This is a genomic window from Prosthecobacter sp., assembly GCF_029946185.1.
Classification (GTDB): Bacteria; Verrucomicrobiota; Verrucomicrobiia; order Verrucomicrobiales; family Verrucomicrobiaceae; genus Prosthecobacter.
This window is the reverse complement of record NZ_JAQSEA010000282.1, coordinates 1-12,529: the sequence shown is the minus strand read 5'-3', so window position 1 is coordinate 12,529 and position 12,529 is coordinate 1. Positions and strand designations below refer to the sequence as shown.

At 54.3% G+C, this 12,529-nt stretch carries 11 protein-coding genes and 1 pseudogene; 9 read left to right on the top strand and 3 right to left on the bottom strand.

Going from position 1 to position 12,529, the window contains the following annotated elements:
- From PSV43_RS23250 to PSV43_RS23240, 3 genes and pseudogenes are all read left to right on the top strand, one after another.
- Positions 1-538, top strand: a pseudogene (locus PSV43_RS23250) (gfo/Idh/MocA family oxidoreductase); the annotation flags it as partial.
- Between the two features lie 186 nt (positions 539-724).
- A complete protein-coding gene (locus PSV43_RS23245) occupies positions 725-1,582 on the top strand; it encodes a BRO family protein (protein ID WP_300203404.1) in 858 nt (285 codons plus the stop codon).
- Positions 1,575-1,715, top strand: coding sequence for a hypothetical protein (locus PSV43_RS23240; RefSeq protein WP_300203403.1), 141 nt, complete (start codon positions 1,575-1,577; stop codon positions 1,713-1,715). Before PSV43_RS23245 ends, PSV43_RS23240 begins: the two co-directional genes overlap by 8 nt.
- Here PSV43_RS23240 and PSV43_RS23235 read toward each other — a convergent pair.
- Positions 1,705-2,766, bottom strand: a complete 1,062-nt coding sequence (locus PSV43_RS23235; protein WP_300203400.1) for a P63C domain-containing protein — start codon at positions 2,764-2,766, stop codon at positions 1,705-1,707. The two genes, PSV43_RS23240 and PSV43_RS23235, sit on opposite strands and share 11 nt — an antisense overlap.
- Before the next feature lie 26 nt (positions 2,767-2,792).
- On the opposite strand from PSV43_RS23235, the gene PSV43_RS23230 reads away from it, so the two are divergent.
- The 4 genes from PSV43_RS23230 to PSV43_RS23215 all read left to right on the top strand — a co-directional run bounded on the left by PSV43_RS23230 (position 2,793) and on the right by PSV43_RS23215 (position 7,490).
- Entirely contained in the window at positions 2,793-3,785 is a 993-nt protein-coding gene (locus PSV43_RS23230) for an IS1 family transposase (RefSeq protein WP_300203398.1), read from the top strand.
- Between the two features lie 719 nt (positions 3,786-4,504).
- Entirely contained in the window at positions 4,505-4,753 is a 249-nt protein-coding gene (locus PSV43_RS23225) for a hypothetical protein (protein WP_300203396.1), read from the top strand.
- Positions 4,754-5,270: 517 nt separating this feature from the next.
- The gene (locus tag PSV43_RS23220) at positions 5,271-5,582 is read left to right on the top strand and encodes a hypothetical protein (RefSeq protein ID WP_300203394.1); all 312 of its coding nucleotides are present in this window, start codon (positions 5,271-5,273) and stop codon (positions 5,580-5,582) included.
- 1,326 nt (positions 5,583-6,908) lie between these two features.
- A complete protein-coding gene (locus PSV43_RS23215) occupies positions 6,909-7,490 on the top strand; it encodes a hypothetical protein (RefSeq protein ID WP_300203392.1) in 582 nt (193 codons plus the stop codon).
- Positions 7,491-10,112: 2,622 nt separating this feature from the next.
- Here PSV43_RS23215 and PSV43_RS23210 read toward each other — a convergent pair.
- Entirely contained in the window at positions 10,113-10,466 is a 354-nt protein-coding gene (locus PSV43_RS23210; RefSeq protein WP_300203390.1) for a hypothetical protein, read from the bottom strand.
- A gap of 181 nt (positions 10,467-10,647) precedes the next feature.
- Between PSV43_RS23210 and PSV43_RS23205 the strand changes: the two genes are divergently transcribed.
- Positions 10,648-11,067, top strand: a complete 420-nt coding sequence (locus PSV43_RS23205; protein ID WP_300203389.1) for an HD domain-containing protein — start codon at positions 10,648-10,650, stop codon at positions 11,065-11,067.
- 287 nt (positions 11,068-11,354) lie between these two features.
- Here PSV43_RS23205 and PSV43_RS23200 read toward each other — a convergent pair whose 3' ends face one another.
- Complete coding sequence (locus PSV43_RS23200; RefSeq protein WP_300203387.1) at positions 11,355-11,723, bottom strand: YciI family protein; 369 nt, start codon at positions 11,721-11,723, stop codon at positions 11,355-11,357.
- Between the two features lie 280 nt (positions 11,724-12,003).
- Here PSV43_RS23200 and PSV43_RS23195 point away from each other — a divergent pair, with 280 nt between their 5' ends.
- Positions 12,004-12,192, top strand: a complete 189-nt coding sequence (locus tag PSV43_RS23195; RefSeq protein WP_300203385.1) for a hypothetical protein — start codon at positions 12,004-12,006, stop codon at positions 12,190-12,192.
- Positions 12,193-12,529 lie beyond the last annotated feature (337 nt).

Below are 12,529 nucleotides of genomic sequence, written 5' to 3'. Positions count from 1 at the left end.
AGCTGCGAGCTGGTTTTACAGCAAGGCGCAGGGCGGGGGATCGCTGCTCGACTACATGGGCTACGGCACCACCCTCGGCACCTGGCACCTCGGCGGCAAGGCACCGCTGGAAGTCACCGGCGTCTGGGACCAACCCGCCGGCCTGGAGGTGGACGAGCACGCCGTCGCCATCATCCGCTACAGCACCGGCCTCAGCAAAAGCGAAACCCGCTGGGGCACCTTCACCGATCCCTGGACCCACCAGCCCCAGCCCAAGTGCGGCTTCGTCCTCAAAGGCACCGAAGGCACGATTTCCTGCTACGACTACGAACCGACCCTCCGCGTCCAAACCCGCGCCCGCCCGGAAGGCTACGAGATCCCGGTCGATCCCGTCCAGTCGCCGAACCGCAATCCAGTCGAGCACGTCATCCACCACCTCGAAACCGGCGCGCCACTCATCGGCCCACTGCGTCTGGACATCAGCCGGATCGGGCAGCAGATCGTCGATACGGCGTTCCGGAGTGCAATGGAGAAACGGACGCTGGGGCTGGTGGGGTAGTTTTGTGAGGTGCTGAGCTTGTTTTAGGCCTACCAAGGGCAGGTTAATTAACTACCAACAATCAATGTAATGTAAAGCAATGAGGTAGTGGGTCACATCGTTTATGGATTTTATGGTGAAAAATTAGCCATCCTCACTGATTCGGAAACGGCGTGACAAACCGTCAAAATATGCGAGACATGACGTATGTCTGAAAATGTCAATGAATTAATTTTTGATGGTGATAATCCACCGTTTGAAGATCAAAGCCGTGAAAATGGCTTCGTCTCATGGTCTGCCCGTGAATTCGCCGAATTTCTCGGCTACAAAGATTATAAGACCTTCTTTAGCTCGGCCATTAACCGTGCTCAGCAAGTATGCATGTCTCTGGAAATTAACCTTTCTGAACATTTCTACCAAGAGACTGTAAAGGGTGCCGATGGCAAAGATGTCATGGATTACAGGCTTTCGCGTTTTGCCTGCTACCTGGCCGCGATGAATGGTGACGTGAAAAAGCCTCAAGTTGCCAAGGCGCAGGCGTATTTTGCCACGTTTGCGGATAGTTGCCGTCGCTATATTCAAGAAGCGGATCAGATCGAACGAATCGTCATTCGTGACGAAATCAGCGATCATGAAAAAACGCTCTCCGTGACGGCTAAAAAAGCAGGCGTCACTGAATACGGTTATTTCCAGAACGCTGGGTATCGTGGACTTTACAACATGAATATTTCGCAGCTTCGGAGTCTGAAAAAGATCCCAGCCGGTCGTTCACCCCTTGATTTCATGGGGAAGGATGAACTTGCCGCCAACCTATTCAGAGTCACCCAGACAGATGCAAAAATTAAAAGGGAGGGTATTCATGGGCAAAAATTGGCCGAGAAGGCAGCTCATGAGGTCGGGAAGACCATTCGTCAAACCATGAGGCAAATCAGCGGACAAGTGCCAGAGCAGCTCGCACCCGTTGAAGATATTAAAAAGCTAAAGACAGGCCTCAAAGCCACTAAGGATGGACTTTTAAAGTCAGACAAGAAAAAGCTAAAAGCCCCCAAAAAAACAAATGACTAATACTGAACGTAGCCGCACAGCTAAAAAGCAGGCAGCACGCAAAGCCAAGGAAAAGGCCGCAGAGAGCGGTGTCTCTGCGGCCCAGAAGGTCTTTGCGAAGGTGTTGGAGAAGGCTGATCCGGCTAAGAAGTAGCCGTATCAGGCAGTTTTCCCTTCTTGGAAACCTCTATTTCAAATCCCAACTCCAGCGTCTGCTTGATGGGGTAATAAGTCTGGAGCTTTTTGTGAAATTCGTCGTATGTCTCGCTTGTAAGCATGAGCATTTTGACCCCTTCAAAATGCGCGAGGAGCTTTGGATGGCCAATATCTCCCGTGAGCCACTGGAAATGTTTATGCTTGCGGCGGCCATCAACAACCGGGTTTTTCTCCCTCAAATATTTCAGGACTTCGGGGGCTAGACGACTGTACACAATGTCGTCAGTCATTTGTGCTAAACAGCGAGGCCCTTGCATGGTTGCAGGATCGAACTTCCACCCCTTCAAACGGAAAATTTGCTCGTAAAATTCGAGTGGGAAAGTGCGCGTCCAAGGTCGAAGCTCCTTTGCGATGAATTTTTCCAGGATTTTCGCCAAGGCGTCCCTTGCTCGGTTCACCTGGTATCCCGTAGCTTCATCTACTAATGCATTGATTCCGACTATTGAAAAACCTTCAATCAGGATTCGGCACTGTTTTGCGATGTGCATTTGCTGCGCTTGAAGGGCTCCTGCACGCTCTGCATCTAGGACGGCAAAGCAGAGCTTTGCCAGATATTCAGCCTCGTAGCCGTGTGCAATGCTGCCATTCGGCGCGATAAATTTTATAGGTGCGCCGGTCACGTCTTTTACTTCTTTGGAAATGAAAGAATTAAGGCGATCTTGATTGACGAAATGCGCTAACCGGTCACCGCCCCCCTTGCTACTTCCTCCGCGTGCCATTCCCATCGCTGAAATGATAGCTCCTTGCACAAGGACACGCTTTTCCCCCTCAAGAACATAGCAGGGAATCTCCGCTTCCCCGATTATCAAAGGACGATCAGCAGCGCCGCAAATCACCTTGGGCAAATCTTGAGACCAGCGTGCCAGCGCTCCGCGTGCGGCGATCTCTTTTCGTTGTTCAGGAGTTAGTTTCTTGGCGCGAGCTTCACCACCAGCCTTTCCTTTGGGTTCATTTTTTGTGTCCATGCTTACAAAAGTAGTTGCAAGCATGATGCTTGCAAGTTAAATATGCAAGCATGCAGCCGCTCACCACTTCCAAACGTAGCTCAGTCCTTCGTTGCCTGATCGAAGGCAATTCCATCCTGAGCACGTCGCGGATCACAGGAGTAGCCAAGAACAGCATTGTGAAGCTGCTGGTTGATGCTGGTGACGCTTGCTCCGCCTACATGCACGAGCATCTGGTGAATCTGCCGTGTTCGACTCTCCAGCTTGATGAAATTTGGTCGTTTGTGGGATGCAAAGAGGCACAGAAGCTGGGAGCCATCAAAGAGCATCAAGGCGACATCTGGACGTGGACGGCGATTTGCTCAGAGACGAAGCTGATTCCATCGTGGCGCATAGGTGACCGCTCAGGAACGACGGCATTCGCATTCTGCGCTGATCTGTCCAAGCGGTTCACGGGACGCCTTCAAATCAGCACAGACGGCCATCCAGCCTACCAGTGGGCAGTCGGCGGCAACTTCGATGAGGTTGATTACGCCCGTCTGGTGAAAATCTACGGGAAGGGGAGCGACGGCAAAGACGTGTGCATCGGTGCCCGCAAGGAGGCCGTTCTCGGATCGCCCGACTTCGACCTTGTGAGCACGTCATACGTCGAGCGGGCAAACCTCACGATCCGCATGGGAAACCGCCGTTTCACACGCCTGACCAATGCGTTCAGCAAGAAGGTCGAAAACCATTGTCACATGTTCGCGCTCACGATCATGAACTACAATTTCTGCCGCAAGCATACAACGATCAAGAAGACGCCAGCGCAGGCCGCAGGCGTTGCCAACCACCAATGGACGCTGGATGAAGTTGTAGCAGTGACGGACGCCTATGTTGCTGAACGCTCACGGCTCCTGTTTGAGCAGGCATTCACACGTTTGAAGTTTCAGGCACCACGTAGCACGCCTAAAACCTTTGCGCCAGTCGCGCCGCGCACGCCGTGGTATCTCGATCCTGAGTCTGGCGGGCCTGATCCAGACGTGAGAAAACCGGGAATCGCGTACAGGACGGATTTACCATAATTGGTCTGACCCACTACCAGCAATGAGGTGGTCTCTGCTGTTTTGGCCAGAGGTGGCCCTTGAATCCTAGGCCGGATGTGGATTAGTGGCTTTGCTTATTCTGAACCTTTCGCCCCGTTTCGTAAGCTTCTCAGCTTCCGAACACAGCCCGCAAAGGCCTGGAATCTTTGGCAGCTTTTTTTATGCTTCCCTCTGTCCACAAACTTTGCCTCGAAGATCCCCTTTATTCTTCCTATTCACCATCTGACGATGAGATCTCTACACTGCATGATCTTCTCCAATTAAGTCAGCAGTTGGACGCGTATTGTGAGGGCTGCAAACAAGACACGGTTATTACGGGAGGATCCGCTAGGATCGATTGGCAGACAATGCGGTATATACCGAATGAAGCTTTGATCATTTCGAAGGAATTCAGATGCTCCCGAAATCCCGATCACCGTTTTTGCTTTATATTTAGATGGCATAAGACCGCGCTAACTAAAATAGGTCAATTTCCCTCGAAGGCCACGTTGGACGAAGCAAAAATTAAAGAATACAAGGACGTATTAAATGGCCAGTTCATGAAGGAATTTGTCCGAGCAATTGGGCTTGCTTCGCATGGCGTCGGCATCGGTTCTTTTGTATACTTGAGAAGAATCTTTGAGCGGCTTATTGAAGAGGCCCATTTAAAGGTAAAGGAGTAGACTGGTTGGGATGAACAACCTTACGTGAAGGCGCGGATGGCCGAGAAGATTGATCTTCTAAAACACGAACTTCCGTCGTTCTTGGTGGAACATCGAAGCTTATATTCCATTCTTAGTCTCGGTATTCATGAACTCGATGAAGACGCTTGCCTGACCCATTTCGATGTCGTTAAAACAGGTATTGAATTGATCCTTGATCAAAAGGCTCAAGAGGAAAAGCAGCGAAGAAAAATGGCTGCTGCTAGCAAAGAGATTTTGCAAACTTTGAAGAAGTTGAAAAAATGATGCCAGGCATTTAGCACGAATCGACTCGGTGTAAACTTTTGCATTTCAATGGATTACGACCTCATTTGCGCACACCACGTTTGGCGCGTGAAATGGGAGTTGCCCAAGAGTTGACCAAGGCTGCAAGTGGGCGGACCTGAGGCATGAGAGACGCGAAGGAGGCCGGGGTTGACCGATGGCCCCTTGCCTCCCAGAGAAGTCCCCTTCCCAACTCCCGGGCCAAGGCGGAGGTCACCCAAAAAGATGCCCATCATGCTAGGCATGCTAGGCACTATCTAATATTCTCTATGTATAGAGAGTGCAAGATGGGAGGCCATGAAGCGGCGCGAAGAGTCATCTCTTAACTGCTGGCTTCCCTAGGCGTACGGGCGCTTTCGGCTTCTGCTCCACGGGTTGTTTGCCCCGTGAGCTGCTGGACGATGCGGAAGGCAAGCGGGTTGCTGTCTTCGCGAGGCTGCAAGGGTTTTGTGAGGGTCAGACTTGTGTCCGGGCGTCATCTCGCCAGTAATTGACGGATATGGCGCGAAAAAAACAAAAGGGCATAACCACAGAGAAGTTAGCGGAAACCCTCGGGCAGATCCAAGGTACCTTGGATACGTTGTTTGGAATGGTTGGCGTACTCTTACATAAAGCCAACCCTAAAGTTGACCTATTAGAATTGATGAGTCTCTCGTCCTCTTTCGCTGACCTCCACGCAAAATCCCTTCTGCAAGAAGAAAGCTTGCAAGGCGATTTGCCTCAGAAAGGGAAGAACGTGACCCCTCCGAAGAAGAAGAAGAAGGAGACGAAGAAGGAGACGAAGAAGGAGAAAAAGAAGAAGAAGGCTTAGAGCCTGTTATTAACTTTGAAAAGCGCTGTACACCTGTGTAAAAGATAAAAGATGCCAGGCATGAATGGCGCTTGATTAAGGCGGAGCATCGTGAAACTCACAGCTTACGCGCAGCGCTCCGAGGAGCGTGGACTTTAGTCCGCTGCACTCCGCCACACACACCCGCTCCGCTTTGGCACGCTGCTTTCGCGACACCGAGCATCACCGTGTTTGCGGTATTCAGTGCGAGCCATCACACGTCCCACGCGGACGACCTGCTGCGGACTCAAGTCCGCGCTCCGTGGCTCTTTTTCACCTTCGTGGGTGAATGGATGAATCCCTCGACACCCGCCTTAATCAAGTGCCATTCATGACAATGCCATTCATGCCAGGCATTTAGTACGCACCCACACTTTGTATTCACCTGTATTTCAATAATTTACACCTTCCTTCACGCACCCCTCATTTGGCGCGTGAAATGAGATTGCCCAGAGCCTGTGAGTCGGCAGGCCATGTCGGGTAAAGCCAACGACGGAGGCTAGGCTTGAATGGCACTTGATTAAAGACGGGTGTTGTTCGTTTCGTTGGGCTGCCGTTAGCGCAGGGAGTAGCGCCCGCCGCGAACGCGACAGCGTCTTGGAACCGGAGCGCAGCGGGTCGAAGACCGCCGTAAGGCAAATAGACAGCCGCAGGCTGCCCAAAGGGTGAGCGCAGCGAGCCGAACGAAGTGAACCGGAGCGCAGCGGAGATAGCCGAAGGCAAACAGACGACTGAAAGGAGCCCGCTGGGTGAGAGCAGCGAATCAATCAATGCGTGCGGCAAGCCTGGGCGCGACGCCGCTTTTCGCTGGCCGGACGGCAGGGTAAATCCAGAGGACACTCACCACCCCGCGAAAGCGGTGTCGCCGGTGCAGGCTTGCGCCGTGCATCTCGGCCACCGCAGTCCAAGACGTTGTCGCGTGGTTGGGTGCCCAGAACTCTAAACCGTAACCATGCAGTCGAGGTCATTGCACGATGCCGGCTCAAACTCACCAACGGGTGAAGACTCGCGGCAGCGTCCTGGACTGTGCCGCTCCTCCGGCGCTTTAGCACGTCTGCAGGCCGACGGAAAGCTCCAGAGGGCTGGAGCATTGATCAGTCCATTTTCCCGAGTGCTGCATGGCATTAGGCCTTCAAATAATGAAAAATAGGCTTCCCCTGAGCATTTCTTTTCCACCGACTTCAACCACTACAGCGCATCTTTGAATGCGCTTCTTAGGAGAGAAACTGCATTTCGTAGTTCATACTCCCCAGTTGCACGCCTCTGCTCTTTGAATTACTTGCTAAGCGTCAAACTCAAATTCTAAAAATGATGAATATTAAATGGATAATCTGTATTCCGTTGGTGCTGGCAGGAGCTTTTTTAAGTTCCTGCTCAAGCATGGGCACTCAATTGAATGTGGCTCGACTTCAGAAGGTGAAAGACCTTGAAAGACAGAACAACAATCGGCAGGCCGTTGATCTCGCCCGCAAATCCAATGATACCACCTACAGCAAGGCTCTGGAGTATATGGTCGACAAGAACCATTCCTTTTACTTGACGAGAAAAGAGCTTGATAAGGTTCAATCGATGAATCTGCCGTATTTGCAGCCCAAACTAAATCAAGCTTACAAGATGAACGACATGTATGCTTCCAGGCTGAAACAAAACAAGGCACTGCACCAACAGTATCTGGCTTCTGACGCATACAAGAACCGGAAGACAAAATATAGCTATCAAGCCCCACCCAGCTATCGGGCCCCAACCAGCTATTCAGGCAGCTCCAGCCAGAGCAGTTCATTACGTTCCTCTGGCTTAGCCCGGGAAGCCAGTGACCGCTTCAACAGCGCCGTCAATAGTGCCGCAGAAAAAGAGCGTATCAGAGTCAGAGACTCTCAGTGGAGAAATTAAAAGATGGAAAAGATGCCTGGCATTTAGTGTGAATGACAACGGTGTATTCATCTGAGTTTCATTAAGTTACGGCACCTTTTTCGCGAAAAAAGATGCCAGGCATGAATGGCACTTGATTAAGGGCATAGATCGTGAAAATCACAGCTTGCGCGCAGCGCTGCGAGGAGCGCTGCGCGCAAGCAGTGAGTTTCACCATACCCCCACTTAATCAAGTGCCATTCAGGTCAGCCCGTTTCTACCCGCTGCTGCGGATTGGCTTTCGGGCTGGCAAGGGTTGAACCCATTCCACGAATTCAACGACTGGGCATTCAAAGGCCGCTTTTCAGATGAGGCCGGAAACTTCGCCAAATTCGCCCATTTCGCCGCGAGGGTGTGCGCAAGGGGGCTCATGGCAGGGAGAAACGTCTGCAACGTCTGCATTCTCAACGGGGGGGCGTACGCGCACAGCATGGCCTGTGAACCTTGCGGCGTCAGGATTGGGGGCGGTGGTTCTGGCTGCAAGCGCAGTGCGGACTCGTTTTGGCATGGCTACCTTCCGTGCTCCTTCCGGGAGCGGATGGCATGATTACCCGTGGAATGGCCTGCATGCTCTGGGACCACAAAACGGGGTGCCCCGGTGAGAGTCTCCTTTGGGCCAACAATGACAGCCATGAAAGGCACTCGGTTAAGGCGGTGTTTCGTGCTTTTTCCATCCGCTTTCGTAACATCCTTCCAGCATCTTTCACCACTCTGCTCCGCCACACACCAGCCCTGAATGGGCTGCGTCATACAGCCCAGGCGGTGCCGAGCTCTAGCGAGTGCTCCCCTGGGTTTTGCCGCCAGCCATCTGGAAAGCAAACCCACCGACCTCTTCTCGCCCCGCGCTCACCAGCAGCGTTCCCCCGCCCTCCCGATACGGTGATTGGCGAGCGTTGCCACACATTCAAAATCAACGATCACTATCCTTAACCGAGTGCCTTTCAGGCCAGTCATGAATGGCACTCGGTTAAGGGCTTTGATCGTGGGGCGCAGGCCACCCAAGCAGCCCTTCATGCTTGTTGTCACCGCCTTCGCACAGAGCTGCCCGAAGGTGATCAACCACAGAGGGCACAGAGAGCCACAGAGTCCAGACAAGAGGACTGGGAGGGTGTTTGGAACTCTGTGCTTCTCTGTGCCCTCGGGGGTTGATCTGTTGCGGGAAGCTACGACAAGGATGCAAACAAGCCCTGGCTCATCGCTCCTTCGCCCGATCTCATTGACCACGATGGCAGGTCTTAACCGAGCGCCATTCATGACAGTCATCCTTCAACTTCAGAACCTTGGAACGAGGTGAGGGGCTGCCGTGAGGTGATTCAGATAGGGCAGGCACCTGCCAAAACTGCTTTGAGCGGGCGTTTCGCGATTTTCGGCCTCGGAGTCTTGGACGGTTCCACGCGTTGGATATACCCCCCGTTGAGAATGTTGAGATTACTGGCATTTCTCCCTGCCATGAGCCGCCCTGCGTACGCCCCCCCGTTGAGAATGCTGACGTTGCTGACGTTTCTCCCTTGGCGCACCGCGTTGTGAGTATTCCCTGGCGGCGAATTTGGCGAACTTGACGAACTTTCCCTGACTGGCTCTGAACAACCCAACTTCGAGATGAAGTCTTCCAGTCGAGACCACCCCAGCCCAAGGAGCCGGACTTGCCAAGTCCGTCTGGAAAGATCAAGCAGCAAGACCCGCCAGGCTCATCAGAAACGCGAAGGAGGCCAGGCTTGCTCCCAAGCCCCAGCCTTCCCACCGAAGTCCCCTTCCCGGCTTGGCGTAGGCCGGCACCAAGCCGCCAGCGGCTGCCTCCCATGAATCCCTGCACCTCAGGCCTGCGGTGGAGATTCCCCCCCGTTGAGAAAGTTGACGTTGCTGACGTTTCTCCCTTGGCGCACCGAAAAAAGATGCAAGGCATGAATGGCACTCGGTTAAGGGCATCCATCGTGGATTTTGGGAGCCTGCGGATGCTGGTTGGCGGCGGAGGAGCGTCGAGGACGCTGCTGGCGGACGCGGTTTGTGCAGAAGGCGCTGGGTTTGCTGCCCGGAGGGCTGGTGCGGTAACCCAGGGCTTGCTCGTTCCTCGCCGCGCCCTGGGCTGAGTCCGCCGCACCTTGGGTGCTGAGATCCTGGCGGCAATGCGGACGAAATAGGGGCTTAACCGGTATCGTTCATGGTCGCTGGTCCTTCGGGCTGTGGCTTGGTGAGTGCAACCGCGAGCACGATGCGTCTTGGACTGCGGTGACAGAGATGCACGGCGCAAGCTGCATCGGCGACACCGCTTTCGTGGGGTGTAGCACGTTCTTCGGCCTTACTCTGCCGTCCGGCTTGCGAAAGCGGCGTCGCGCCTAGGCTTGCCGCGCGCATTGATTCGCTGCGCTCACCCTCCGGGCAGCCTGCGGCTGTCTACCTCCGCTGCGCTCCGGTTCCAAGACGCTCCGCGCACGCGGGAGCACGGGGGCTTGCAAGGGCGAGGCAGCTTCTTGGACTGCGGTGACAGAGATGCAGGGCGCAAGCTTGCATCGGCGACACCGCTTTCGTGGGGTGAAGTACGTTCTTCGGCCTTTATCCTACCGTCCGGCTTGCGAAAGCAGCGGCGCGCCTAGGTGGAGGCTGCGCTTACGCTTCTGGCAAGCGGAGCTTGGTGGCGGGGCCAGTCACTTCAAAGTGGAAATGGGGGTCTTCACAGTCGGTGTGAATCTCCGTGACCCGGATCGGCAGAAGATGAGGGATTTCCAGCGAAAGGTAGGCGGCGGTGGCTGCGAGAGTTTCCAAGGAGGCTGCGTCATCGGGTTCGAACAGACCCCGGGTCACCTGATCCAGGGCGGGCTCGCAGAGGATTTCTCCGCTGGCAGGCGGAAGATCGCCCCGACACCACAAGGTGGCGCGTGCGCAGCGCTTCTCCAGAGGATCGCCGGGAAGTTTGGCCACAAACTCAAGACTCATTTCGCGCCGCGTTGCTTCGTCGATCATGGAAACATCTAAGCATGGTCCTGGTTCTACGGCAATGCACTTCATGCCCGAATGAGGGCCATCCGGTGATGGGAAGCCACTCCTGACCTCAATCTGCCAGCAGCGGGACTGGGTTTTTCCCAACGCCCTTAGAGAGGACAGATAGGTTGCCATTTTGCGCAAAGCTAACAAACGTGTCGAAATGAGAACAGAACAAATCGAACGCGCCCGCGAAATCGCCACCGAATGCCACAGCCAGCAAACGCGGAAAGACGGCGTGACGCCCTACATCGTGCACCCGGAGAAGGTGGCTGAAATTGTGGAGAAGCTGGGAGGCGGCGAGCAGGAAATCATTGTCGCCTGGCTGCATGACACGATTGAAGACTCGGGCATGACGCATGCGCGGCTGGTGGAGGTCTTCGGCCTTGGGATCGCAGACGCGGTGGTGGCCCTGACCCATGAGGACGGCGAGGACTACCCGACCTCGATTCTTCGTGCCAAGGCCAACCCAATCGCCCGCGCTGTGAAGATTGCCGACAACCTGGCGAACCTTTCCGACACGCCCTCGAGCAAGCAGGTGGCGAAGTATTCCGCGTCACTGATTGAGCTTCTTGCCCCCTGACCCTCCCCTGCCCCGGTGAGAAGCTGGGCCATGTGAGCATTTGAGAAAGTCGCTATCAAGGGTTGGCTACTGGATAAATATCAAAATATTGAAACATAGTTATTTAAGCTGTTATTTCACGCAAATGACACGCTGATAAAAGGCATTCAAAAGCGTCGGATTTCTGCATTAGCGTCATGTCTGCGTCACATGAGCGGTTCAAAAATCCCGGCCTTTTCACCCACGGCGCCCGCTTCCTTGGGGGCCGCGAACCGCCCAACGGCTGACAGGACGACGGTGGGCGGGACTTACTGGAACTCCGCCAGATCTTGGATCGGCCGGATTTCGATCTCGCTCGGGCCGGGCATGGGATTGGGGCAGCGCATCACCCAGGACACTGCCTCCTCCATGTCCTTGACCTCCCAGATCCAGTAGCCGGCGACCAGCTCGCGGGGATGGAGGAAAGGCCCCTCGATGACCCTGCGGTGGGCGCCCTCGAAGGCTACGCGCTTGCCCTGTGAGGAGGGGGTGAGGCCGTCGCCGGCGCGCAGGATGCCGGCCTTTTGCAGTTCGTCATTGAAGCGGCCCATCTCCTCCATGGACGCCAGGGTCTCCGGCCTGGGGTGGAAGCCCTTTTCGCTGTCTTCAGTCGCCTTCACTAGTACGATCACACGCATGGTTTGTCTCCTTGGTTGGAGCCGATTTTATCGGACTGGCGTTTCCGGGACAATGGTTATTTGGGGGTCCTGAGAACTTCTTTGGGGGGGAGATGTGGAGGAGACTCCAACCGGCCAGCAGCTCCTGCCGTCTGCTTCAGCCTTCGACTTGGGCGGTGAGTTTGATCAAATGAACAGCTCTTCATTTGAGGGGTTTGGAATTTGTTCAATCCTTTCGAAAGTTTACTTCCGCTAACGTGACCCGGCAGAAACGATTTCAGGGTGTCAGGAGATAATGACCATGAAAAACTTCAAAGTGTTTCTCAATTTCGGCGGAGCCTCTTTCATCCCGGCTGAGCGCTGGGAGCAGGAGGACGGCTGGTACAAATTCTACCGGGAGGATTCCGTGATCGCGGAGTTTGCCGCTATGTCCGTGGAAAAGATCGAGGAGCGTAGCTTCCCGCCCGAATCCAATGGCGCTGGCAAGTAGCAGATCAAAAGACGAAAAGGGAAGCCTCTGCCAAGGCCTCAGTTCAGACGAACTTGTGCATGGGTGGCGACAGTTCCCCAGCGGAGGGTGAGGCGGGATTCAAGCGACTTTCGTCTGGCAGAAGCGCCCATGGGCGGCGACTTCGAAGAGGGGCCGGGGGTGCAATGGCGACGCGGGATAGGTCAGTTCACATGCCGTTTGGTGGTGGGCGGCATGCCTCCCGAATATATAATTAACATGTGTTAATATTACATACACCTTTGTTAATGTGAGCTTTAAGAGAGAGCCACGCCGATTGGAACAGGATTCACAGGATGACAGAATTCACAAGATTCTC

Coding starts and splice junctions, on each gene's coding strand:
- PSV43_RS23235 (WP_300203400.1), bottom strand. CDS start 2,766: ATGCTTGCAACTACTTTTGTAAGCATGGACACAAAAAATGAACCCAAA.
- PSV43_RS23205 (WP_300203389.1), top strand. CDS start 10,648: ATGAGAACAGAACAAATCGAACGCGCCCGCGAAATCGCCACCGAATGC.
- PSV43_RS23220 (WP_300203394.1), top strand. CDS start 5,271: ATGGCGCGAAAAAAACAAAAGGGCATAACCACAGAGAAGTTAGCGGAA.
- PSV43_RS23210 (WP_300203390.1), bottom strand. CDS start 10,466: ATGATCGACGAAGCAACGCGGCGCGAAATGAGTCTTGAGTTTGTGGCC.
- PSV43_RS23200 (WP_300203387.1), bottom strand. CDS start 11,723: ATGCGTGTGATCGTACTAGTGAAGGCGACTGAAGACAGCGAAAAGGGC.
- PSV43_RS23230 (WP_300203398.1), top strand. CDS start 2,793: ATGCAGCCGCTCACCACTTCCAAACGTAGCTCAGTCCTTCGTTGCCTG.
- PSV43_RS23215 (WP_300203392.1), top strand. CDS start 6,909: ATGATGAATATTAAATGGATAATCTGTATTCCGTTGGTGCTGGCAGGA.
- PSV43_RS23225 (WP_300203396.1), top strand. CDS start 4,505: ATGGCCGAGAAGATTGATCTTCTAAAACACGAACTTCCGTCGTTCTTG.
- PSV43_RS23240 (WP_300203403.1), top strand. CDS start 1,575: ATGACTAATACTGAACGTAGCCGCACAGCTAAAAAGCAGGCAGCACGC.
- PSV43_RS23195 (WP_300203385.1), top strand. CDS start 12,004: ATGAAAAACTTCAAAGTGTTTCTCAATTTCGGCGGAGCCTCTTTCATC.
- PSV43_RS23245 (WP_300203404.1), top strand. CDS start 725: ATGTCTGAAAATGTCAATGAATTAATTTTTGATGGTGATAATCCACCG.